The sequence below is a fragment of the Clostridium tertium genome (assembly GCF_017873245.1).
Taxonomy (GTDB): Bacteria; Bacillota; Clostridia; order Clostridiales; family Clostridiaceae; genus Clostridium; species Clostridium tertium.
Map to the genome: position 1 here is coordinate 21,786 of NZ_JAGGJY010000022.1, position 24,511 is coordinate 46,296.

Annotated in this window: 25 protein-coding genes; 23 read left to right on the forward strand and 2 right to left on the reverse strand. The window is 27.8% G+C overall.

The features are described 5' to 3' along the window. The first annotated feature begins 2 nt into the window (after positions 1-2). From J2Z25_RS17305 to J2Z25_RS19005, 7 genes are all read left to right on the forward strand, one after another. The gene (locus tag J2Z25_RS17305; RefSeq protein ID WP_111927772.1) at positions 3-860 is read left to right on the forward strand and encodes an AraC family transcriptional regulator; all 858 of its coding nucleotides are present in this window, start codon (positions 3-5) and stop codon (positions 858-860) included. A 173-nt stretch (positions 861-1,033) separates the two neighbouring features. After that, the gene (locus J2Z25_RS17310) at positions 1,034-1,717 is read left to right on the forward strand and encodes a right-handed parallel beta-helix repeat-containing protein (protein WP_209741455.1); all 684 of its coding nucleotides are present in this window, start codon (positions 1,034-1,036) and stop codon (positions 1,715-1,717) included. 209 nt (positions 1,718-1,926) lie between these two features. Next, the gene (locus J2Z25_RS17315; protein WP_161956074.1) at positions 1,927-2,097 is read left to right on the forward strand and encodes a hypothetical protein; all 171 of its coding nucleotides are present in this window, start codon (positions 1,927-1,929) and stop codon (positions 2,095-2,097) included. 128 nt (positions 2,098-2,225) lie between these two features. After that, entirely contained in the window at positions 2,226-3,659 is a 1,434-nt protein-coding gene (locus J2Z25_RS17320) for a 6-phospho-beta-glucosidase (protein WP_209741456.1), read from the forward strand. Positions 3,660-3,981: 322 nt separating this feature from the next. Then, a complete protein-coding gene (licT, locus tag J2Z25_RS17325) occupies positions 3,982-4,812 on the forward strand; it encodes a BglG family transcription antiterminator LicT (RefSeq protein WP_008678873.1) in 831 nt (276 codons plus the stop codon). 150 nt (positions 4,813-4,962) lie between these two features. Continuing rightward, positions 4,963-6,825 (forward strand): beta-glucoside-specific PTS transporter subunit IIABC, encoded by a 1,863-nt coding sequence (locus tag J2Z25_RS17330; protein ID WP_209741457.1) that lies wholly within the window; start codon positions 4,963-4,965, stop codon positions 6,823-6,825. Positions 6,826-7,079: 254 nt separating this feature from the next. Next, entirely contained in the window at positions 7,080-7,310 is a 231-nt protein-coding gene (locus J2Z25_RS19005; RefSeq protein WP_209741458.1) for a transposase zinc-binding domain-containing protein, read from the forward strand. Between the two features lie 369 nt (positions 7,311-7,679). On the opposite strand, the gene J2Z25_RS17340 is transcribed toward J2Z25_RS19005, so the two are convergent. Next, a complete protein-coding gene (locus J2Z25_RS17340; protein ID WP_035285794.1) occupies positions 7,680-8,498 on the reverse strand; it encodes a purine-nucleoside phosphorylase in 819 nt (272 codons plus the stop codon). A 134-nt stretch (positions 8,499-8,632) separates the two neighbouring features. On the opposite strand from J2Z25_RS17340, the gene yeiL reads away from it, so the two are divergent. The 4 genes from yeiL (at position 8,633) to J2Z25_RS17360 (ending at position 10,812) form a co-directional block, all read left to right on the forward strand. After that, a complete protein-coding gene (gene yeiL / locus J2Z25_RS17345) occupies positions 8,633-9,328 on the forward strand; it encodes a transcriptional regulator YeiL (protein ID WP_209741471.1) in 696 nt (231 codons plus the stop codon). A gap of 134 nt (positions 9,329-9,462) precedes the next feature. Then, positions 9,463-9,531: a DUF1697 domain-containing protein gene (locus J2Z25_RS17350; protein ID WP_083854791.1), complete on the forward strand. Its 69-nt coding sequence runs from the start codon at positions 9,463-9,465 to the stop codon at positions 9,529-9,531. Positions 9,532-9,643: 112 nt separating this feature from the next. Then, on the forward strand, positions 9,644-10,459 hold the full coding sequence (locus tag J2Z25_RS17355) for a hypothetical protein (RefSeq protein ID WP_209741459.1): 816 nt from the start codon (positions 9,644-9,646) through the stop codon (positions 10,457-10,459). 200 nt (positions 10,460-10,659) lie between these two features. After that, positions 10,660-10,812, forward strand: coding sequence for a zinc-ribbon domain-containing protein (locus tag J2Z25_RS17360; protein WP_008677353.1), 153 nt, complete (start codon positions 10,660-10,662; stop codon positions 10,810-10,812). A gap of 65 nt (positions 10,813-10,877) precedes the next feature. Here J2Z25_RS17360 and J2Z25_RS17365 read toward each other — a convergent pair whose 3' ends face one another. After that, the gene (locus J2Z25_RS17365; RefSeq protein WP_209741460.1) at positions 10,878-11,627 is read right to left on the reverse strand and encodes an acyl-[acyl-carrier-protein] thioesterase; all 750 of its coding nucleotides are present in this window, start codon (positions 11,625-11,627) and stop codon (positions 10,878-10,880) included. Between the two features lie 353 nt (positions 11,628-11,980). Here J2Z25_RS17365 and J2Z25_RS17370 point away from each other — a divergent pair, with 353 nt between their 5' ends. The 12 genes from J2Z25_RS17370 (at position 11,981) to J2Z25_RS17420 (ending at position 24,255) form a co-directional block, all read left to right on the forward strand. Beyond that, positions 11,981-12,406: a nucleoside 2-deoxyribosyltransferase gene (locus J2Z25_RS17370; RefSeq protein ID WP_209741461.1), complete on the forward strand. Its 426-nt coding sequence runs from the start codon at positions 11,981-11,983 to the stop codon at positions 12,404-12,406. A 161-nt stretch (positions 12,407-12,567) separates the two neighbouring features. Continuing rightward, the gene (locus tag J2Z25_RS17375) at positions 12,568-12,750 is read left to right on the forward strand and encodes a hypothetical protein (RefSeq protein ID WP_209741462.1); all 183 of its coding nucleotides are present in this window, start codon (positions 12,568-12,570) and stop codon (positions 12,748-12,750) included. A 36-nt stretch (positions 12,751-12,786) separates the two neighbouring features. Further along, positions 12,787-13,347 carry a helix-turn-helix domain-containing protein gene (locus J2Z25_RS17380; protein ID WP_245173481.1) on the forward strand — a complete coding sequence of 187 codons (561 nt, stop codon included), beginning with the start codon at positions 12,787-12,789 and terminating at the stop codon, positions 13,345-13,347. A 40-nt stretch (positions 13,348-13,387) separates the two neighbouring features. Next, positions 13,388-13,627 (forward strand): hypothetical protein, encoded by a 240-nt coding sequence (locus J2Z25_RS18690; protein WP_245173483.1) that lies wholly within the window; start codon positions 13,388-13,390, stop codon positions 13,625-13,627. 454 nt (positions 13,628-14,081) lie between these two features. Next, the gene (locus J2Z25_RS17385; RefSeq protein WP_209741463.1) at positions 14,082-15,371 is read left to right on the forward strand and encodes an ABC transporter substrate-binding protein; all 1,290 of its coding nucleotides are present in this window, start codon (positions 14,082-14,084) and stop codon (positions 15,369-15,371) included. 12 nt (positions 15,372-15,383) lie between these two features. After that, complete coding sequence (locus J2Z25_RS17390; RefSeq protein ID WP_209741464.1) at positions 15,384-16,301, forward strand: carbohydrate ABC transporter permease; 918 nt, start codon at positions 15,384-15,386, stop codon at positions 16,299-16,301. Between the two features lie 14 nt (positions 16,302-16,315). Then, the gene (locus tag J2Z25_RS17395; protein ID WP_209741465.1) at positions 16,316-17,170 is read left to right on the forward strand and encodes a carbohydrate ABC transporter permease; all 855 of its coding nucleotides are present in this window, start codon (positions 16,316-16,318) and stop codon (positions 17,168-17,170) included. A 17-nt stretch (positions 17,171-17,187) separates the two neighbouring features. Further along, a complete protein-coding gene (locus J2Z25_RS17400) occupies positions 17,188-18,951 on the forward strand; it encodes an FAD-dependent oxidoreductase (RefSeq protein ID WP_209741466.1) in 1,764 nt (587 codons plus the stop codon). A 134-nt stretch (positions 18,952-19,085) separates the two neighbouring features. Further along, complete coding sequence (locus J2Z25_RS18925) at positions 19,086-20,201, forward strand: response regulator transcription factor (RefSeq protein ID WP_209741467.1); 1,116 nt, start codon at positions 19,086-19,088, stop codon at positions 20,199-20,201. An 8-nt stretch (positions 20,202-20,209) separates the two neighbouring features. Beyond that, positions 20,210-22,018: a cache domain-containing sensor histidine kinase gene (locus J2Z25_RS17410; protein ID WP_209741468.1), complete on the forward strand. Its 1,809-nt coding sequence runs from the start codon at positions 20,210-20,212 to the stop codon at positions 22,016-22,018. A gap of 159 nt (positions 22,019-22,177) precedes the next feature. Then, complete coding sequence (locus J2Z25_RS17415; RefSeq protein WP_209741469.1) at positions 22,178-22,921, forward strand: hypothetical protein; 744 nt, start codon at positions 22,178-22,180, stop codon at positions 22,919-22,921. 224 nt (positions 22,922-23,145) lie between these two features. Then, complete coding sequence (locus J2Z25_RS17420) at positions 23,146-24,255, forward strand: YcjF family protein (RefSeq protein WP_209741470.1); 1,110 nt, start codon at positions 23,146-23,148, stop codon at positions 24,253-24,255. Positions 24,256-24,511: the final 256 nt, after the last annotated feature.

Below are 24,511 nucleotides of genomic sequence, written 5' to 3' on the forward strand. Positions count from 1 at the left end.
ATATGTGTTATATAAATTCCATAAAGAAAGCATTAAATTATATTGAAAACAATTTGCTAGAAGATATTGATTTATCTGCAATCGCAAAAGAAGCGGGATATTCTCTTTATCATTTTCACCGTATTTTTAAAGGTATAGTGGGAGATTCAATAAAGAATTACGTTAGAAAGAGAAGATTTACAGAAGCTGCAAAAGAATTGGTATATACAAATAAGTCTATTGTAGAAATAGGTATAAAATATGGCTACGAATCAAGAGAGGGATTTAGTAGGGCTTTTGAAAAAGTTTATGGAAGAAATCCTTCAGAGGTAAGACGAGATAATTTACTTTATTTTATAAGAGAACCAATAAATGTTGATTATATGATGTTTCAATTAAAACTAACTACAGAAGGATTAACTCCTTTGTATCGTAATCTTTCTGAAAGATATGTAGTAGGAAAGAAGTGGAAGGTAAAGGCAGATGGAAGCAATTTGCAAGACATACCATTATTGTGGCAAAAGTGGAATAATGAGAAAGAAAGTGGAAAGATAATAAATAATAAGTGTGCTGATGAAATCATGGGAATTTGTATATTTTCTGAAGAAGATGCATTTGATTATATGATAGGTCATGAAGTTAATTCTATAGAATATGTTCCAGATGATATGGTGATATATAGATTAGAACCATCACTTTATGCAGTTTTTAGAGTCATAGGACCAATAACAGAAAGTGTACAAAAAACTTGGGATTATATATATTCAGTATGGCTTAGTGAATCAAAATATAAACATCGAAACATTGATGATATTGAATATTATTATTATAATCAAGGTAAACTTGTTGCTGATCTTTATATACCTATTATTCCTTATTAATAAAAGTAGTTTCTAAATTGCAATAATAAATTGAACTGATTTATCTTAGCACTAAATTGAAAACTAGTTTTTTTACTTATTGTAATTTGAACAGTATATATGGATAACCAAAATAAATAGAAGTTTATAAAAGATTTATATTAAGCCAATGATATTAAAAGTGTCATTGGCTTATGTTACATTCTGCAAATATAAATATAAATTTTGAAACTGGATATTCTTCAAAAGTTAAGTCTGTAAAATATAATGAAGAAGAAGTAACCTGTATTATTGAACTTGAAGATAAAGTTTCAGAAATTTTAAATGAAAAAACTATTATTTTTAACAGAAGATATTGTACTGAAAACTATATTATAAGAAACAATAAGTTTCATTCAAATAGAGCGAGAGGAATTTTAATTCATGGCTCTAATGGGCTAATAGAGGGAAATAACTTTATAGAAAGCTGTGATTTAAACAGGTGGATTATGGCTGTCATATATATGGGAGTGTATCTTCCAGATGGAAGATGTAATTATCCAATATTTAATAATATAATTTTCGAAAATAACACTATAATAGATTGTCCGAGACTGGCTTTTTACTTATTTTCATGCTCAGATATTTTTATTTTAAACAATACTATAATAAATCCTAATACAGAAACCTTTAATGGAAGAGTTTACGGCTCAAGTCAAAATGAATTACCAATCTATGATGAGTATTATCAAGGAACTATAGAAATAGTTAAGGCCAAAGACGTAGTAGTAGAAAATAATGAAAGAATAGAATATGTAGATACTTATTCTAATGGAATTTATTTTGAGAAAGAGAATACTTCTAATATAACAGTAAAAAATAACTACGGATTTATTTAAAGTAGCCTATAAAATGAGGAATAATTAAAAAATAATTTTATTATTATGAAACTATAATTGGAGCATTGAAAGATAAAAAATATCTAATTGGGCACATTATATATTTAAAAGATAGCTAGTAAAATTATAAAAGTTTTACTAGTTATCTTCATAAGCTTTTAATATTATGTTAGAGAAAATTCATAATTCATATGTAAATCAAAAAAATTTTGGTAGCAGCGCATGAGCTTAGAACACCACTGGCTGTATTACAATCAAAAAGAGAGGTGTTTAAAAAGAAAAAAAGTGAAACCGTTGACAGGATGTTTAAAATGTTTTATAATGTGAATATAACAATTGGATGGTTATTGTTGAAAGACAAGCTAGACCTATTTGTATGAGTTTATAAGAATTGTATTTTGTGCAATTGCTTATATCTCTACAGATGGGTCTTTTATTTTTAAATAAATAATTTTAATTTGTAAATCTAAGTATATTTAAATTATCTAAAAATAAGGAGGAACATTATATGGGATTCAGTAAAGATTTTTTATGGGGCGGTGCTACAGCTGCTAACCAATTTGAAGGTGGATGGAATTTGGATGGAAAAGGTATAAGTACAAGTGATATGCTGACAGCAGGAACTCATACTATTCCACGTAAAATTACTAGAGAAACTATTGATGGATTAAATTATCCAAGTCATGAAGCTATTGATTTTTATCACAGATATAAAGATGATATTAAGTTATTTGCAGAAATGGGCTTTAAGGTATTTAGAATGTCTATAGCATGGACACGTATATTCCCTAATGGTGATGATAAAGAACCTAATGAAGCAGGATTAAAGTTTTATGATGATGTTTTTGATGAACTAAAAAAATATAATATAGAGCCATTAGTTACTATTTCACATTATGAGATGCCTTTTAATTTAACTAAAAAATATAATGGATGGGCTTCAAGAGAGGTAATAGATTTTTTTGTTAACTACTGTAACGTAATATTTAACAGATATAAGGATAAAGTTAAATACTGGCTTACATTTAATGAAATTAATTGTGGTACAAAACCAGTAGGAGGATATCTTAGTCTTGGTATTTTAAATGAAGGCACAGAAGACTTTTTACACCCAAATGATAATAAGCAGATTCGTTTTCAAGCACTTCACCATCAATTTGTAGCAAGTGCAAAAGCAGTAAAGCTTGGTCATAGTATTAATAAAGATTTTAAAATAGGTTGTATGATTGCTTATATGACAAAATATCCTTATACATGTAATCCAGATGATATATTACTTACACAGAAGATGAATCAATTGGCAAATGATCTTTGTGGAGATGTACATGTTAGAGGTGAATATCCTTTCTTTGCTAAGAGATATTTTGAAGAAAATAATATTGTTTTAGATATAACTGAAGAAGATAAGAAGATTTTAAAAGAAGGAACAGTGGATTATTATACATTCAGTTATTATATGAGTAACTGTGAATCAGCAGAGGGTGGCAAAGACAAAGTTTCAGGAAATTTAGTTAGTGGAATTAAAAACCCATATCTTAAAGCAAGTGATTGGGGATGGCAGATTGATCCTAAAGGGTTAAGATATGTTTTAAATAAATTGTATGGAAGATACAATATACCTCTTATGGTAGTTGAAAATGGTATTGGTGCTTTTGATAAAGTTGAAGAAGACGGCTCAATTAATGATGATTATCGTATTGAATATTTAAAGGATCATATAATTCAAATGAAGGAAGCCGTTAAAGATGGCGTAGACTTAATTGGATATACTCCTTGGGGATGTATTGATCTTGTAAGTGCAAGTACTGGTGAAATGGAAAAGAGATATGGCTTTATTTATGTAGATAAGGATAATGCAGGAGAAGGTACATTAGACAGAAAGAAGAAAAAATCATTTGAATGGTACAAAAATGTAATAAAAACTAATGGAGAAGAACTATAACTGACTTAATATTAAATTCTATTATATTTTAAAAGCTGATTCAAAAATGAAGAATAAAGTATAGTCACGCAAAACAAAAGCGAATTTTTGAAGATTTTTGATGAAAACATATAAAGTTATAAAAAAGTATTGACAAGTTATCATGAAAAAAGTATAATAAAGTCGAAAATAAACGGTTACATTAACTTGGGATTGTTACTGATTCGATCAGGCTATACCTTAATTAAGTAGAAGAAATATGATATTTATTTCTTTAAATTAATTGAGGTTTTTTTATTTTTTAATATAGTCAAGTATAGAATGGAGTATGAGGTGATGTGCATTGAAGATAGATAAAATTTTTAACAACAATGCAGTTATAGTTAAAGAAGACAATGGACGAGAATCTGTTATCATTGGATGTGGACTTGCATTTAGAAAAAAAGTTGGCGATAAAGTAGATGAATCATTAATTGAAAAAACTTTTATTTTAAAGGAAAAAGATACTTTAGAAAAGTTTAAGATGATTTTAGAACATATACCTACAGAACAAATATCATTGTGCTATGATATTGTGGAATATGCTAAGAACATGTTAAACTGTGAACTTAATGATTATATTTATGTAACATTAACTGATCATATAAGTTATACATTAAAATTATTTGATGAAGGAATAGAAAGACCAAATATATTGATTTGGGAAATAAAAAAGTTTTATCCTAAAGAATATAATATTGGCTTAAAGGCTTTAGAGTTTATTGAAAGTGAGCTTGGTAAAAAGATTAATGAAGAAGAAGCCGGAAATATTGCACTTCACTTGATAACAGCTCAGATTAATGGAAAAAGCGATAAAACTGATATTGCTTACAGTATGACCAAAAAGATTCAGGATATACTAAATATTGTGAAATATACATATGATATTGAATTAGATGAACAATCTTTAAACTATGAAAGGTTTATTACTCATTTAAGATTTTTCTTTAAAAGACTTAATAATAAAACACAGTATAGAAATGAAAATGAAGACTTTCTTTTACCACAAGTAAAAGAAAAATATAAAGATGCTTATAAATGTATGCTTAAGATAGAAAAATATTTAAATATAGAGTTAAGTCATGAAGAACAGCTTTATTTGACACTTCATATTAAGCGTATTGTAAATAGATAATATAGAAACAATTAAATATTTAGGATTGTTACTGTTAAATCAGGCAAGACCATATGTTTAAAAATACAAAAGTAATTTAAGTATTATTAAACTTTAGGTCTTGCTTTTTTATATATAAGATTATGATTAATTTAAAAGGAGCGATTGCTTATGAAATACGAAAATCTTGCAAAAGAAATAATTAAAAATGTTGGAGGTAAAGAAAACGTTAGCAGTTTAACTCATTGTATAACTAGATTACGTTTTAAGTTAAAAGATGAAAAAAAAGCCAACACAGATGTATTGAAAAACATGGATGGTGTAGTTACAGTTGTTCAAAGTGGTGGACAGTATCAGGTAGTTATAGGAAATCATGTTCCAGATGTTTATGCAGATGTAGTTGCAGTTGCAGGACTTACTGAAGGTTCAGGAAATAATCCTTCAGAAAAGATGAAGACTTTTGATAAATTAATTGATATTATATCAGGAGTTTTTCAACCAGTACTTGGAGTATTAGCTGCAACTGGTATGATTAAAGGATTTTTATCAATGTTTGTTGCTTTGGGGTGGTTAAGTCCTGAAAGTGGTGCTTATACTATACTACAGACAATTGGAGACAGCTTATTCTATTTCTTTCCAATATTCTTAGGACTTACAGCAGCTAAGAAATTTAATGTAAATCAATTTGTAGCTATGGCAATAGGTGCATCTCTTGTTCATCCTACAATAACAGGAATTGCAGGTAAGACAATTGAATTCTTTGGTATTCCAGTTATAATGCCTTCAGGTGGTTATACTTCAACTGTTATTCCAATTATAATTTCAATTGTATTTGCATCTTATGTTGAAAAGTTATTTAAGAAAATTATTCCAGATATTGTTAAATCTTTTATTGTTCCAATGTTAACTTTAGTAGTAGTAGTTCCTGTTACTTTTTTAGCTATAGGACCAGTAGCATCATATGCTAGTGAAATATTAGGAAATTTAACATTAACAATTTATAATTTAAACTCAACTATAGCAGGTTTATTTATCGGTGGATTCTATCAAATATTTATTATGTTTGGTTTACATTGGGGATTAGTTCCAATAGCAATGAACAATTTCACAGTTTTAGGATACGATCCAATTGTAGCTACTTCAGTTGCAATATGTTTTGCACAAACAGGTGTAGTCTTAGCAATAGCATTAAAAGCAAAAAATAAGAAATTAAAATCATTATGTGTTCCATCAATCATTTCAGGATTCTTTGGTGTTACTGAACCAGCAATTTATGGTATTACATTACCAAGAAAAAAACCATTTATAGTGAGCTGTATAATAGGTGCAGTTACAGGAGGTATCCTTGGTTTCTTTGAATCTAAAAAATATATGCCAGGTGGTTTAGGAATATTTGTTTTACCAAATTTTATAGGACCAAATGGACCTGACAAGGGATTTTATGGAGTTGTTATAGCAATGGCAGCAGGTTTGATTTTAGGATTTTTAGCAATGTTATTTGTAAAATTAGATCCAAAGGATATGGAAGATGATAATTCTAATACAGATGTTTCACAAAATAGTGAAAATACATTAGTTAAACAAGAAGTTATTTCAAGCCCATTAAAAGGAAAATTAACAGAACTAAAAAATGTTGAAGATGAAGCATTTGCTTGTGGTGCATTAGGTAAAGGTATAGCAATAATACCAACAGAGGGGAAAGTTGTAGCTCCAGCAGATGGAATACTTACAACACTATTCCCAACAGGACACGCTATGGGAATCACAACTAATAATGGAGCAGAAATATTAATACATGTTGGTATGGATACTGTAAAATTAGAAGGAAAGCACTTCACATTAAAAGCTAAACAAGGAGACACAATTAAAAAAGGACAGACTTTAGTAGAGTTTGATATTAAAGCAATTGAAAAAGAAGGATATTCTTTAATCACACCAGTAATCATAACAAACTCAGATAATTATTTAGATGTTGTAGAAGTAGATAAAAAGCAAATAGATTTTAAAGAAGATTTATTAACAGTAGTAATATAGTTTAGTTTATAAAAATTATTTATTGTAGATATTATGAGTAGTTATAAATATTACTCATAATATCTTGCATGAAATAAAACTTCAGTTATTAGTGAGAATATAGATGTAATTAAAATATATTAGTATTAACATAGTATTTGATAATCATAACACCTTAAAGTTACAGTGTGAAGATTGTAACTTTAAGGTGTTATTTTTTTATTCTTTAGAAAATTATATTTTTAAAAACTGTGGATAATTAATAAAATGTAGATATGATAATTGAAGATAAGATAACAGTAAAACAGATATTAAAGGAGAACTATAATAAATTTAAAAATAAATATTGGTTTCAAGTTCCGAAACATATGCGAGAGCATATTTATGATGTGGTAAATAAAGCTTTAATGTGTAGCGATATCAAATATGGCTTTGCGGAGTATAGGTGTGTAATATGTGGAGGGGATAGGACGATATTTTGTTCGAGCCGAGATAGCGGAATATAGAATAATTAAGTATGAAAATAACAGAGTAACATTTTGTATGAAGCTTATATGAATATGCTAAAGATCCATTAATAGGTCCTATTTTTGTGTATGATATATATCTTGCTATAGAGGTACATCAATCTATTTATTCTTCAAGGGTGTATTAAATGACATGCTTGAATTGGAATGTGGAGATAGATGTGTTTATTATCAGGATTAATGGAGGAAGCTGAGGAATCTTGGAAATCTGTATTGAATGGTGAAACAATTAGGCAAAAAAGGACTTACTGTTATAAGCAAGTCCTTTAAACATATTCTAAGAACAATTTAAAATAGCATCTACTATTCATAAGTTCCTATTACTTTAAGAAATTCTTCAAAAAATTATTATTCTATATTTTCTATAATCTTAGCAACCCATGCACATAAATTAGCTGAGGCTTTTTCAGCTGTTTCTACAACTCTTGCATGTGAATGTTTATGTTTTTGTATTCCTGTTGCCATATTTGTGATGCAAGCTATTCCAAGAACATCTATTCCTAAATAATTAGCAGCTATCGTTTCTGGAACCGTTGACATGCCAACAGCATCAGCACCTTGTCTGCCTATAGAAACTATTTCAGCAGCAGTTTCATAATAAGGGCCCATAAAACCAGCATAAATGCCTTCTTTATATTCAACATTAATTTCATCTGCTATTGATTTAGCTTTATCTATTAATTCTAATTTATAAGGTTCAGACATATCAGGGAATCTTACTCCAAATCTTTTGTCATTAACTCCAATTAGAGGATTGTCACCAAATAGATTTATAAAATCCTTTATAAGCATTAATGTACCAGGTTTAAAATCAGTATTTATTCCTCCGCAAGCATTAGTAACTATAAGCTTTTGGATACCTAATTGTTGCATTACATATACAGGATATGTAACTTCCTTCATAGTATATCCTTCATAATAATGAAATCTTCCTTGCATTGCTAATACATCTATTCCTTTTATCTTTCCAAATACTAATCTACCTTCATGACCTTCTACTGTTGATTGAGGAAAATTTGGAATATCTTTATAATCTATATACTCTTTATCCTCTAACACATCAACTAAATTACCTAATCCTGAGCCAAGAATAACTGCAACCTTTGGGTTGAATTTAGTAATTTTATCTTTTATATATTTTGTAGATTCTACAACTTTATCATACATATTATTCATTTTATTACCTCCACTAACTTTTAAACTTAATTTATCATAAAATTGTTGAAAGTAATGATGACATATGTCACAATATAGGAAAAAATTATCATTTAAATAATACAAATATGGTAAAGGATAAGATTATGAAAAAAATATGCGATTCTCAAACTATAAGTAAGTATATAGAAAAGTACAATATAAATAAATTTTTCAGTAAAGATATAAATTCTCATGCTGAACTTTTCCTATTCAAGAAAGGAGAACATATTTGTAGAGAAGGTGAAAGTACAAACTATCTTTTTTTCTTAGTAAAAGGAAAAGCAAAAGTTTATTCCTCATTAAGCAATGGGAAAACTCTTTTAATATGTTTTTATAATTCAGTAAAAATGATTGGTGATATTGAATTTATGAAGTTAGAGCCAGCTAATTCAAATATTCAAGTTTTAGAAGATAGTTATTGTATAGGTATTTCTATTCAAAAAGTTAGGGAATATTTATTAGATGATGTTAAGTTTCTACGTTTTATGTGTGAGTCTTTAAGTGAAAAATTAAAAAAATTATCTAAAAATAGTTCAATTAACTTACTTTATCCATTGGAAAATAGATTATCTAGTTATATATTAGCGACTGGGGAAAGGGTAAATGTTAATGGAGTAGATGTACTAATATTTGATGAAAATTTAACTGAAATAGCAAAACTTTTAGGTACAAGTTATAGACATCTTTTAAGAACATTAAAATCACTTTGTAAAAGTGGTATTCTTAAAAAGAAAAGCTCTTACTTTGAAGTAGTAGATAATAGTATGCTGACAGATCTTGCAGCAGATTTATATAAATAAAACAATTAATAATATATATAAATAGAACAGTTTACTATAAAACTATTATGGTAAAATGTAAATTAAGAGGTTTTAAAAATTATATATTTAAAAATGTATAAATTAATTAAATAAAAATAAAGGGGAATAGATAAATGGTTTATGTTGCTTTACTAAGAGGAATAAATGTTGGTGGAAAAAATAAAATAGATATGAAATTATGAAAGGGTTGGAATAAATTTTAATTTAAATGACATAATATCTTCACAATATCTTACTTTAAATGTTAAAATAAAAGCTATAGAAAAAATTAGGTGAGGATGTGTTGGAAGAAGTATGCAAAAATATAATCAGGATAATCCACAGCTTATTAATTCTATGGTATGCACTATAGATATATTAGGATTTTCACAAATGATAGTAGACTCTTGTAGTAAAGGATATGGAGACAAGCTGCTTAATGAGGTTAACTTTCTTATAAATAAGAACAAACAATGTATAATACCAAATAAGTACAGTCAAGGAAAGATAAAAATATATACTGATAATATGATTGTTGGATATCCTATAAAGGATGATGGAGAAGAAGAGTTAAATGAAATATTGGATAATGTATCAGAATATCAATTTAACTTAGCAATAGAAGGTCTTTTTGTTAGAGGCGGAGTAAGTGTAGGTGAATTTTATATAAATGAAGATATTGTTTTTGGACCTGCTCTTTTGGATGCGCATGATGCTGAGAGTAATCTAGCTTGCTATCCAAGAATTATATTAGATTATAAGACAGTAAGTAGATTACAAAAGTACATAAATAATTATGATGTTGCGCCGCAACACAAGAAAATACTTATTGATAGTGATGGCCAGTGGTTTTTAAATTATTTAAATACTATATTTAAATATTACATAGAATGCAATAATGAATATGAATTTGAAAAAGTGCAAATAGAATTGCTTCTTAGGCATAAAGTTAAAGTTGAAGAAATGCTAGAATTAAATAAAAAAAATATAAAAGTATGGGATAAGTATGTATGGACAGCTAATTATCATAATTATTTCTGTGACTTATATTTTCCAAATGAAAAGCAGTTAAAAATATCAAGAAAGAGTTTACTTTCATGGCCTAGAGAAATTTCAAAAAATGATTTTTAATACTATAGATCATATAATTGAAGAAGAAATTAAATTATTTATATATATTTTCAGTAAAAGTATTGTAATGATATAAATAGTATGTTATTATAAATGAGTAGCAAAGTTGCTAACAAAAAGGTTTCATTTAGGTAAATAGTTTCTCAAAAATTAGAGATTATTATATCAATTTAGAATCTTTAATTTTAGGAGGAATATTTATGACAGATAAGACAATAACATGTAGAGATTGCGGAAGCGAATTCATATTTTCAGTAGGAGAACAAGAATTCTATAAAGAAAAAGGATTCGATAATGAGCCAACAAGATGTATATCTTGTAGAAGAGCTAAAAAAGAACAAAATAGAAGATAATTTTAGATTGTTAGAGGTTATAGTTTAAACTATAACCTTTTTTGGTGTCTTATTATATAATGATATCAATTTTTCTTCCATATAATATGCAGTTTTGTAAGAAGTACTCCAGTATCACTTGTAATATTGTGAATTGTATTAATATAGCTAATTTCATCATAAATTACTTCAGATGAAATATGTAGTGTATCTCCATCAGTTGTTTCCTTTTTGAATAATACCTTAATGTTAAATAAATTATATTCATTTAAAATAGATCTTGGTAAAGTATCCATAGCCATTTCAATATACTTTACATTATTAACATGCCCATAAGAGTCTATATCACTATATCTAACTGGATAGTATTTTAGATAGTCTGCTTTTTGAATCTTAGGAATATCATCTAAAATAGGTACTTCATCTAGTTCTTTTTTTAGACCATATATCTTGCTTTGTTCAGAAGATATTCTCATAGGACGTCTCTTTTCAAAATCTATTAGTATAGCAGTTGAAAAAACTTCTCCTATAACTTTCCCTTCAGAGTTCTTTATAGTATTTTGCCTATAACCATAGAATTTTTTTGTACCTAATACCTTAGTTTGAACTGTTATTTTATCCCTTAACTTAGGGTATTCATATATAGTTATATCATATTTTAAAAGTACCCAAATACAATTATTTTGAGCAAAGCCTTCCTTAGTTTCTCCTAGAGAATCAGATTGGGATATAATAACATCCCATAAGAAATCTCCTAAAGATGAAAATTTGCATTGATGTTCAGAGTCAACATCAAAAAAATTTATTGTATATTCCTTTTCGAAAATATCATTCAATTATAGTTCCTCCTTTAATAAAGTTTGCATATGTTTATATTAAATATTGTATCATAGTTTTAGAAATTTCATATATTTTACAGGATATATATAGATTAATGGACTTGAGAAATATTAATAAATATTTATATAAATACTATATTTTAAGTATTGCCAATTATTGATTGCTTGTTACATATGTGGTAGAGTTTTTAATAGTTGGAAATTTAAATGAATGCATTAAATGTGATTTTTAAAGTAGCTTAAATAGGAGGTAAGGGAAACTTTTCAGGTGGATCAGTATATATACATCATTTTAAAGAGTTATCAAGCAAAAGAATAATTCAAGAAATACTTAAGGAGGTTAAAAGAAAATGAAACGAGTTTATTTAGCAAGCCCATTTTTTAATGACACAGAGGTTGAATGTTTAGAAATAGTTGAGAAAATATTAGAAGAAAAAGGGTTAGAGGTGTTTTCACCTATGAGAAATCCAATGAATAAACATGCTGAGGTTGGTTCTCGTCAATGGTCAATTGAAACATTCATGAATGATTTAAAACATATTAAGTGGTCCGAAATAGTTGTGGGTATATATCATGGGAACTATTCAGATAGTGGAACAGCATGGGAACTTGGCTATGCGTATGCTACTGATAAACCTGTTATCTTAGTTCATGTTGGTAAAGATAGTAATCTTATGGTTCATGAAGGGGCTCACGCCAATATAACTTTAGATGAACTTAAGGAGTATGACTTTAGAAAGCTAGTTAGCTCCTTTTATAAAGGTGAGATGCTTTAATAGCTAAAATGAAAATTAATACAAATTTATAACTTATAGCAGTATTATATATAGTAATACTGCTTTTTATTTCATGAATCTCAAATTGTTTTAAATAGATTTAGTAGTTACTTTAAATATAAATAAAATAACTACTAATATAAAAATTATATTAATGATATATGGATATTAATATGTCTCCTATTGAACAAGTAGATGAGTTCTTAGGTGAAAATAAAGAGACTATAAATTTACGAATAAAAGGATCATTAAGTCTAGGGAAAATAATGAAAATAAGTATAGGGAATATAGTAATGCAACCTATGGTTGATAAAAAGAAATCCTTGGTTGGTGGATTAAAATAGGAACATTCTGTATAATTCTTAATGGAGGTGAAGAAATTGAATTTAGCAGAAAAATTGCAATTATTAAGAAATAATAATAGGTTATCTCAAGAAGAATTAGCAGAAAAATTAGGAATATCAAGACAAGCAGTTTCAAAATGGGAGTCTGGTAAATCAACACCAGATTTAAATAAATTAGTAGCAATATCTGAATTATACAATGTAACTATTGATAGCTTAGTTAAGGATAATGATGAACTTTATATTTTAGACAGTAACGAAATGGAAATTAGTGAAGAACAAAAATCAGAAAAAGTATCTGACAAAAATGCACAGGTAGTTATTAATATAAATAGAGGTTATTCACTAGAGTATGAGTATAAAAGCAAGAGAATATTATTTGGCTTACCATTAATTCATATTAATATTGGAAGAGGTTTTAAAAAAGCAAAAGGTATAATTTCTGTAGGAAATATTTCATGTGGAATAATATCAGTAGGATTTATATCTTTTGGAATTTTAAGCTGTGGTTTAATGTCTGTTGGTCTAATTACATTAGCTGTTTTATCAATAGGATTATTGTTAGCAGTAGGAGTTATTTCTTTGGGAATCTTTTAAATTGGGGCAATATCTATAGGTTTTTTTTTCTCTTGGAGCATTGTCAATAGGAAAATATGCTGTTGGGGCTAGTGCAGTAGCAACAGACATAGCTATAGGTGATTATGCAAGGGCTAATATAGCTATAGGAAATAAGATAGAAGGAATTATAACACTTCCATTAGAAACTTCAGTAAATGATATGAAAACATTAATAAAAGAAGAGTATCCTAAGTTAAGCGAGTGGATTATAAATATAATAGATTTTTTAATTAAAAATATTAGAGTAGGAGTAAGATAATGTATATTATAGTTTAGAACAAATAAATCAAAATTTTATTATAATCTATTTGAAGTTATATTGAAAACTTGCTGATTAATTTAAATTAAAATACCAGAAGTAATTATAGGGCTATATATGAATAGTTAAAGATTGTTCAGTATATAGCCTTATCTTTATATTATCTTAAAATGATATATGATTCCATACGAAATGGTGTATAGATACAATTATATAATCTTACTAATATAAATTAATTATAAATCAATATTATCACTTTACAGACTAGAAAACAGTACTTTATGGATAAAATAATATACTTTTTGTATTATAAAATTTAATTTTTTATTTTATGTTAAAATTGCAATACTAAATTTGAAAAATAGTACCATTTAATTCTTTTAAGAAAACATTTACAATAATATTAAGTTATTAATGATGATACTTAATTATAGAAAATTTATGGAGGGGTAAAATGAAAAAAATTAAAATTTTAGTTTCTAGCCTTTTAATACTTAGTATATTTGCTGGAGTCGGATGTTCAAATAATACAGACGAAGTAAGTAACGAACTAGAGGAAAAAACTAATTTAGTATGGGCAGGTTGGAGTGGTGAAGAAGAAGCCAATAAAGAAACAATAAAGGAAATTATTGATACTTATAATACTTCAACAGATGCGTCAGAAATTTCATGGGTTGGATGGCCTTGGGCTAATACATTGCAGCAGTTAATAATAAGGACCCAAAGTGATCAAGATCTTGATGTGGCGCAGGTAGATATGGCTTGGCTTGCAACTTTAGCAAAGATGGATGTATTAGCAGATTTAAATGAGGTACTAGGAGAAGATTGGATGAAGGAAAATTTGTCAGATACATCATTAAATTCTGGGAACATTGACGGAAAGCAACTTGCAGTTCCTTGGACACAAGCATCTATAGGAATGGTTTATAATCCAACTATATTAAAAAATGCAGGTATTGATAAAGTTCCTGAAACTGTAGATGAGTTTGAGGAGGCTCTTAAAAAGATAAAAGAATACGATAAAGATATAATTCCTTATGCAGCTGCAACTAAAGAAGCAGGAAGTATAGCAAAAGATGTAAATGCATGGTTTTGGACTTTTGGTGGTCAATATATAGATGACTCTGGAAAAGTTGTAATAAATAGTGAGGCAAATGAAAAAGCATTAACTTGGTATAAAGGTCTAAAAGACAAAGGCTATATAGCAATGGATTTAACTAGATTTGATGCAAGACAATTGTTTGCTCAAAATAAAGTTGCTTTTTATGATGATGCTATACTTGCAAGAGGTATTGCTAAGAGCAATGGGGTTGAGGAAGATAAGCTTGACGAAACAATAAAGCCAATGGAAAGACCTGTTTTAAATGAAGGAGACAAGCCTCAATCTACACTGTGGGGGCATCAATTAGTTATATTTAAGAGCGCTAAGGATAAAGAGAAGGCAGGAGATTTTATAAAATATTTAATAAGTGAAGAGACTTCTATTAAATACTTTGAAACTTCAGGATCTGTTCCTGTAATGAAGTCAGCTATTAGCAGTGAAAAGGTTAAAAATGATAATTGGTCAAGTGAGTGGATTAAGATAACTGAAACAGGGAAAAAAGCAGAAACACAAAAATTTGAGAATGATAGCCAGTTAGCAACTATAATTACTGAAGAAATTCAAAATACTCTACTTGGAGCTAAAACGCCTAAGAAAGCTTTAGAAGATGCACAAATGAGGCTTGAACAGAACATCAACTAAGGAGGTTACTATATGCAATCAAATTTATTTTTAAATAATAAATCTGATGATGGAATAAAAAAGAATAGACTAACAGATAGCCAATTTGGCTTTCTGTTAGTACTCCCAGCTCTTATAGTTTTTTCTCTAATAGTACTATATCCTTTTTTATCATCAGTTTCACATAGTGTTTTTAAGGCTGGAATGTTAACTACTGAAAAAAGTTTTATAGGATTAAATAATTTTAAGAGCATTATTTCAGATCCTAATTTTACCAAAATACTGATAAATACTTTTATATTTGTTTTTGGAACAACAATTCTTTCATTTATATTAGGATTTATATGGGCAATAATATTAAACCAAGGCTTCAAGGGATCAGAATTCCTTAGAGGTATTACTCTTGTTAACTGGATAATACCTGGAACAGCTATAGGATTTTTATGGATGTGGATATTTCATGGTCAATTTGGAGTTTTAAACTATATATTAAGAAGTTTAGGGATTATTAAGGAAAATATTACATGGTTAGCAGATCCTAAGTTCTCAATGCTTGCAGTTATAATAGCAAGAACTTGGCAGTATATGCCTTGGTTTATGGCACTTCTTATAGGGGGATTAAAAGGTATATCAAATGATATGGTTGAAGCAGCAAGAATAGATGGTGCAAATAATTTTAAAGTATTTACAAAAATAGTTCTTCCATCTATGAAAAATATTATATTCTTCATTTTACTTTTAGGTATTATAGCAGGACTACAACATTTTGATATTATATGGGTTATGACTACAGGAGGACCAGGCATATCAACAACTACACTGTCCGTTGAAGTATACAAAACTGCTTTCCAAAATTGGAATTTGGGTAGGGCTTCTGCTATGGGTACAATATGGGTTGCTATATTATCTGTATTTATGTTTTTATATTTAAAAATGCAGAGGGAAAAGTAAAGGAGGAAACTATTATGTCAGAATTTAAATTGTTTGATAGTAAAAGTAAAGGATTTAAAATATTTTTTATAGTTTCACTAATTATAGTAGGATTGTTTGTGCTTTTACCATTATATTGGATAATAATAACAGCATTAAAGCCAGCAAAAGATGCCTTCAATGTTAATCCAAGTTTATTCCCTAAGAGAATAACTTTTGATAATTTTATACAGGTAATTACAGATAAGAGAATACTCATATATCTTAAAAATAGCTTGTTTGTATCTTTCATAAGCTGTTTTATATCTACAGTTTTATGTACTTATGCAGGCTATAGCTTTTCAAAGTTTAGATATAAGGGAAGAAAGTCATTTATGATGCTAGTAATGACAGCTCAAATGTTTCCTTTTGCAGTGCTTCTTTTAACAATATATACAGTAATGCGTAAATTTAATTTATTAGATAATTATCTATCACTAATCCTGTCATTTGTTACATTTACTTTGCCAATGGGTACTCTAACATTAAAATCATATTTTGATGAAATACCAGATTCTTTAATAGAGTCAGGCAGCATAGATGGAGCATCAAGAATGACTATAATGCACAAAATAATATTTCCGTTAGTAGTGCCTGGAGTAATATCTACTGCAATATATGGATTTGTTTGGAGCTGGAATGACCTTTTATATTCATTGACTCTTGTTACTTCAGCTGCAAAAAGGACTTTAGCTCCAGGATTGTCACTAACATATATGGGGGAATTTCAAAATAACTGGTCTAATATGATGGCAGCTTCAATATTTGTATCAATACCAGTTGCTCTAATATTTATATTTTTGCAGAGGTACTTTATTCAAGGTATTACTTCTGGTTCAGTAAAAGGTTAAATTTGTGAGGTATAAGAATGAACAAAAAAATTACAATTAAAGATTATGAAGTAGTAGTTATCGGCGGTGGGATGGCGGGGGTCTGCGCTGCAATAGCAAGTGCAAGACATGGAGCAAAGACTGCACTTGTAAGCAATCGTCCAGTACTTGGAGGTAATGCAAGCTCTGAAATAAGAATGCATATATGCGGTGCTGATTATCATGGATTTAGAGAAAATGCTAGAGAAACAGGAATAATAGAAGAAATTTTATTGGACAATAAAAGAGTTAATAGAAGCAATTCTTTTTCAATATTAGATACCATCTTATGGGAAAAGACAAGATTTCAAGAAAATCTTGATTTATATTTAAATACACATATTACAAAAGTAATTAAAGATAAAGATAAAATTATTATGGTTAGTGGAGAACAGTTAACTACTGAAATGGTATTTAAATTGAATGGAGAAATATTTATAGATGCTACAGGAGATGGTACTATTGGCTATTTATCTGGTGCAGAATACATGTCAGGGAGAGAAGGAAAGGATACTTTTGGAGAAAAGTTTGCTCCTGAACAATCAGATAATCATACTATGGGAAGCACGCTCTTGTTTACAGCTATAGATATGGGGAAAAAAGTTGAATTTATAAAACCAGCTTGGGCTAATACCTATAATGAGGAAGATTTAGCTTACAGAGAACATCACGAAATCAATAGTGGCTACTGGTGGATTGAAATTGGTGGAGATGATATGGACGTAATACAGGATGGTGAAGCAATAAGAGATAAACTTCTAAAAGCTGTGTATGGAGTATGGAATCACATAAAAAACTCAGGAAATCACAACGCAGACAATTTTGCATTGGACTGGATTGGATTTCTACCAGGAAAAAGAGAAAGTAGAAGAATAATAGGAGATTATGTTTTAAAAGAACAGGATTTATTTGATGGAAAAATCTTTGAAGATGCTATAGCTTATGGGGGCTGGCCTATGGATATGCACACTGTAGGAGGCATAAGGACTAGAAGAGAGCCAAATGATTTTATTATGATGGATGATTTATATACAATACCATATCGATCAATCTACTCAAAAAATATAAATAATTTAATGGTAGCAGGAAGAGATATAAGCGCTTCACATATGGCATTTGGGTCAACACGAGTTATGGGAACCTGTGCAGTTATTGGCCAAGCTTCAGGAACAGCCGCTGCTATGTGTATAAGTAAACAAGTTATGCCAAGAGAGCTTAATAAGCATATACATGAACTTCAGCAAATATTAATGAAGGAAGATTGCTATATACCAGGATTTAGAAATGAAGATAAAGATGACTTAGCACTAGCTTCAAAAGTAAGAGCTTCAAGCTTCATTAAAAACTGTGAACCTGAAAATATCATAAACGGATACCAAAGAACAGTTAAAGATCAGATAAATGCATGGATTACAGATTCTAATGACAAGAATCCATGGATTGAATTAGCTTTTGATAATAATATTTCACCTAAAGAAATAATAATAAAATTTAATTCAAATCTCTCAAAAGAAATAATGGTTTCATTGACTCATAGTGTTAGAAAACGTCAGGAAGAAGGCACGCCAAAGGAAATAGTAAGAGATTATGATATTGAGTTTTATGATGGAGAAGTATTAGTATCAAAAAGAGTAGTTAGGGATAATCATAGGAGACTTAGTTATACTAAGTTTAATAATATTAGCTGTAATAGAATAAGAGTTAAACCTTTAAATACATGGGGATCTGATAATATTTGCATCTATGAGATTAGGATATATTAAAAAGACTATCTTTTGATAGTCTTTTACATTTTGATAAATTAGAGCTATTAGATATAGAGGATTTTGGAGTAGTATGAAGAATAATATAAAATGTAAACTAGATAAAATTATTTGAATTACTGGTGGTGATATAAGTGTATAATCTTGTTATAGCAGATGATGAAAAGAACATAAGGGAAGGCTTAAGCAGATTTATTGACTGGGCAGATCTTGGGTTCAATGTTGTAATGAAATGTGAGGACGGAGAAGATGTAATAGATTATATAAATACCATGTCTGCAGATGTAGTACTTTGTGATATTAGAATGAATAGAAAATCTGGGCTTGATGTAGCTAAATATGTATTTGAAAACTCTATGGATATAAAGGTTGTTTTAATGAGTGGTTTTCAGGAGTTCGAATATGCTAAAAAAGCTTTAGAATACAATGTAGTTTGTTATATAGTAAAGCCTATAGAAATGAGCGAGATTAAAGAAAAGTTTATAAAAATAAGAAGCGATCTTGATGGTTTGAAAAATATTAATAAAAAAATGCATGAGGAAAAGAAAAGAGCAATTGAAATCCAACGGGATTTTAGTGTGCTTATAGATATGCAGTCTAATTTAATAGAATCTTTTTTGAGTTTTGATAAGATTTCTATCTACAGTATTTTTAAGGATATATCAAATAAAGTAGTCAATATGCCTTTTAATTCAGGAATAAAGTTTTTAGAGAACACTTTAGTGCTTTTGCTAAATAAAATAATTAGCTTTTATTTAGGTTTAAATATAAAAGAAGACTTGATAGATATAATAAAAAATATTAGTGAATCTGAAAATTATAATAATGCACTTGAAGTTTTTGAACTATGGATAAATTTAGCGGTTAATGGAATTGAAGAAAATAATAACAGTAATTCTAAATTAATTATAAAAAAAGCAAATAAGTATATTGAAAAAAACTTTATGTATGATTTAACTTTAGAAAAGGTTTCTGAAATCGTATTCTTAAGTCCCGTTTATTTAAGTAGGGTTTATAAGAAAGAGATGGGAATTAACTTTATTGATTATGTAACAAAAATAAGAATAGAAAGATCAAAAGAACTTTTAATCAATAGAAATTTAAAAGTCTATGAGATATCAGAACTTGTAGGATATAAAAATCTTAAATACTTTTACAAGGTATTTAAAAGATATACAGGATATACTCCAAATAAGTATAGGGAAATGATTGTTAACTATAAATGTATTAAATATAAAGAAAATAAATAGGTGTTTTTATGGGGAAAATTAAGAGCTTGAATATATGGAAGTATATAAAAGAGTACAGATTTAACAGCATTTTAGTAAAGTATTTTATAACTATTAATCTTTTTATAACTTTTCCGCTATTTTTATCATTATTTATTGCTTTTTATCATTTAAATAATATTTATAAGGATCAGATAGTGAATGCTAACCTGGCTGCTTTATCAAGAACAAAAGATAGCATTGATATGATAAGCAGACAGGTTGAGACTACTCTTTTAAGTCTTGCCACTGATTTAGAAGTAGAAAATATATTAAGATTTAATAGTAGAAACTATGATGAAAAAAATTCAGATATGCTTAAAAGTATAAACAATATAGAAAAGGTAATAAATACCTATGTGTATTATGGAGATTTCATAAACTCTATTTGTATTTATTCTGAAAAAAGTGATTATAAGGTTGTTACAAGCAATATGTCCTATATAGACTGGAAGTATAGTGATACTCTTGAAAAGGAGTTCCATAAAAACATCTCTAAAAGCTATTGGACATCTGTTATTCCTGAAAAGAATACAATATCATTTTTTAGAGCAATACCTCTATATTCTAATGAAAAGAGCGGAGTTGTTGTAGTTAGCATTGATATTGATAGGATTAATAAACTTATAAATCAAAATAAGGATTTTACTATTGAGGATTTCTATATACTAAATAATGACTCTATAATATTTAATAAAGATACAAAGCTATTAAACCAAAAAATTACTAGTGTAAAAGCGCTTCAAGGAATAAATATATCAAATCTAGGAAAAGGAAACACAATTACAATAGGTGGAAGAGAATATTTCATAAATAATATCAAATCTAATTATAATGACTGGAACTTTATATCTCTTATAAGTACTAAAGATAATAAATTAAGAGTGAATAGAATCAGAGATATAATGATTGGATTTTTAATTTTTAGCATAAGCTTAGTGCTTATTATTTCATTTCTTATAGCTGTTAAGCTTTTTACCCCAATAGAAGAGATTGTTAGAATATTGGAGAAGAAAAATTATGATATTATACCAATTTACAGTAAATCGAATATAAATGAACTCAAAATAATATCTAGAGGTTTAGAAAACTCTATAAGTGATGTTCAATATCTTAAGGAAGAGCTTAATAATAGGATGCGCTTACTAAAAAAAGCTAGGTCTATAGCACTTCAATCACAAATTAATTCTCACTTTCTATTTAATACTTTAGAGAATATAAAGTGGAAGGTTATGGAGTTTACCAATGGAGAAAATGAAGGAAGTCATATGATTTCAAATTTATCAAAACTTTTGAGAATAAGCCTTAATACAAAGGGTTATATGAATACTTTGAAAAATGAAATTGAGCATGTAAATATATATTTAGAAATACAAAAAATAAGATATGATAACAAGTTTGAAGTTGTTTATAATATTCAAGAAGAAACCTTAGAAGCCATGCTTCCCAAAATAACTCTGCAGCCAATTGTAGAAAATGCAATATATCACGGAATAAAGCCAACAAATAAGAAGTGTACCGTAACAATAAGATCCTTTCTTTTAAAAGATAGAATTTTAATAGAGGTAGATGATGATGGTGCAGGGATGGAAGAAGAAACTAGTAGATCTATTAATAATGAACTTAAGACAGAATACATAAAAGAGGAAAACCATATTGGAATAAAAAATGTTAATCAAAGGATAAAGCTTAGTTTTGGAGAAAACTATGGTATAGAAATAAAAAGTAAGGTTGATATTGGAACAAGTATAATTATATCAATACCTTCAGATTATAAGATTAATTCCAATGAAACTTAAAATAAATTTATTAATAACTATAAAAATTGTAAATTTTGTAGTTACTTTATACAAAAAGAAAGTAACTACAAGTGAATGATAAAAAACACATTTTAAATGATTAAAAATGCCCTCTGCTTGTCAATAATTTAAATAGTTAAATATAAGGGGGGCTAGAATATGAAAGTAAGCAAAAAGATAGCAATTATAATTTTAGCAATAAGTGTTTTTTTGATAAGTGATATAATAAGAGTTTCTGCAAATACATCGAATGATCTCCAATCTATAGGATTAAATAGCGAAAGTTTTGTTGAATATATGAATAATTTAGATATAAGTAAGGAAGAGATTGAGGAAATAGTAGATAAGGGTAAAGAGTTATCAGAAAATATTAAAGATAAAACCAATATTAAGGAATTTAAAATAAGTGAGTTAGTAAACATATATAAAGAAATAACTTCAATAGCTAATAATTTAAATCTTAATATAGATTTCAGTTTTAAAGACGGAAATTTTAACCTTAAAGAGAAAAATAGATATGATATAATATTTAAGGGGAATGTGAATGATTTAGGGAAATATTTTGAGTTTTATAAAAATAATACTCAACTATTTGCCAAAGAAGTACTAGGAAATATTGATAATAAAGAAATTCTTGATAACATAGGAGAAGTTGTAGAAGAAGAGTTTGGGGGATCCAGAGAAACATTAAATAACATTTTAATGATAGATGAAAATGAAGATATTAATGATTCAATAAATAGAGAAGATCAAAATAAATTTAGCACAAATAATGAAGAAATAAATAATAAAGGTAATTATAATGAAAGCAAAAAAGGGAATTTCGGAGCAGTATTTTATATTTTTATTTTGACTGGTGCCTTTTTTACAATTATGATTGCGTATATAAAATTTAGAAAATAAAAGCTAGCTCTACATATCTATTTATTAAATAAACTCACAACACAGTGATTTTAAAAATAGAAATTAATAAATGCTGGAACATTCATAAATAAATAATATTGTGTATGTAAAAAGAAGTAGATAATCTACTTCTTTTTACATACATATTAATAAGCTAGTAAAATAATAATATACTTATAGATATTACTAAAGATAATTATTATAATAATATAGGGGGTGTTTAAATGGATAACTACAATTTTATAAATGATTTGTTTGATAAAATAAATGAAGAAAACAATAAAATAACACCAGCTAATATCATGTTAATTGGAAAGACTGGAGTCGGGAAAAGCACTTTAATTAATAGTATATTTAGGGAAGAGCTAGCTAAAACAGGAATTGGAAGACCAGTTACTCAGCATCTAAAAAAAATTACTAAAGAAGGAGTTCCAATAAATTTATATGATAGTAGAGGACTTGAGCTTGATAAAAATGTTCAAGAAAAAGTTAGAAATGATATAGATATTGAAATAGATAGAATACATAGAAATAAAGATATAAATTCTGATGATTTAATACATGTGGTTTGGTATTGTTTAAATTCTTCTTCAAATAGAATTGAAGATTTTGAAATTGAATGGATACGAGATTTATCTAAAAAAGTACCTGTTATTATAGTATTAACTCAAAGTTTTAGTGATAACTCTTTAGAACTTGAAAAATATATAGATAACATGAATTTAGATATAAGGGGAATTCAAAGAATACTTGCTGAGCCAATAAAATTTGGAAGTATAGAGATACCTAGCTTTGGATTAAATGAGCTTGTCGAGAAAACTTATCAAATTTTGCCTCAAGGGATAAGAAGGGCTTTTAATAATGCCCAGAAAGTAGATTTAAAAAGAAAAGTAGATGCAGCTACTAAATGGGCTCTTGGCTATATTGGTACTTCTTTTGGAGTTGGTTTTTCTCCAATTCCTTTTTCAGATTCAGCTATTCTTATACCCGCACAAGTAGGTATGCTTGCACATATAACCACTATTTTTGGTGTTAAAGTAGACAAAGAGATACTAGTAGCCATAGCCTCAGGAGTTGGAGGCATTGCAGGAGCAACTGTTGCAGGAAAGACAATAGTAAGCAACCTTCTTAAGTTTATACCAGTTGCAGGTACTATTATTGGAGGAGCAATAAGTGGTACAACAGCAAGTGTATTAACAACAGCTTTAGCTTTTTCTTACATAGAAGTTATGAAAAGGGTAGCCTTCAATCAATATGAAGGAAAAGCTACTAAAAGTGAAGAAATATCCCAAATGATGTATGACGAATTAAAAAAGCATTTTAATAAAAGCTAAATTGATAATAAACAATAGTATATAAACATTAATATTGTTTATTACTTTATAGAAAAACCTATGCTAAGCAACTTAACATAGGTTTTCACTTTAATAATATTTTTATATAATCAATGAAAATCTGCATTAAAATAATATCTCCAGATATCTATAAATAATTAAAAAGTCCTTTGCCATAAGAAACATACTATTATAAGTATAAAAAGTATTAAATCTCATTCTTTAAGAAGATTATAGGTTTAGCTTTAATAGTTGT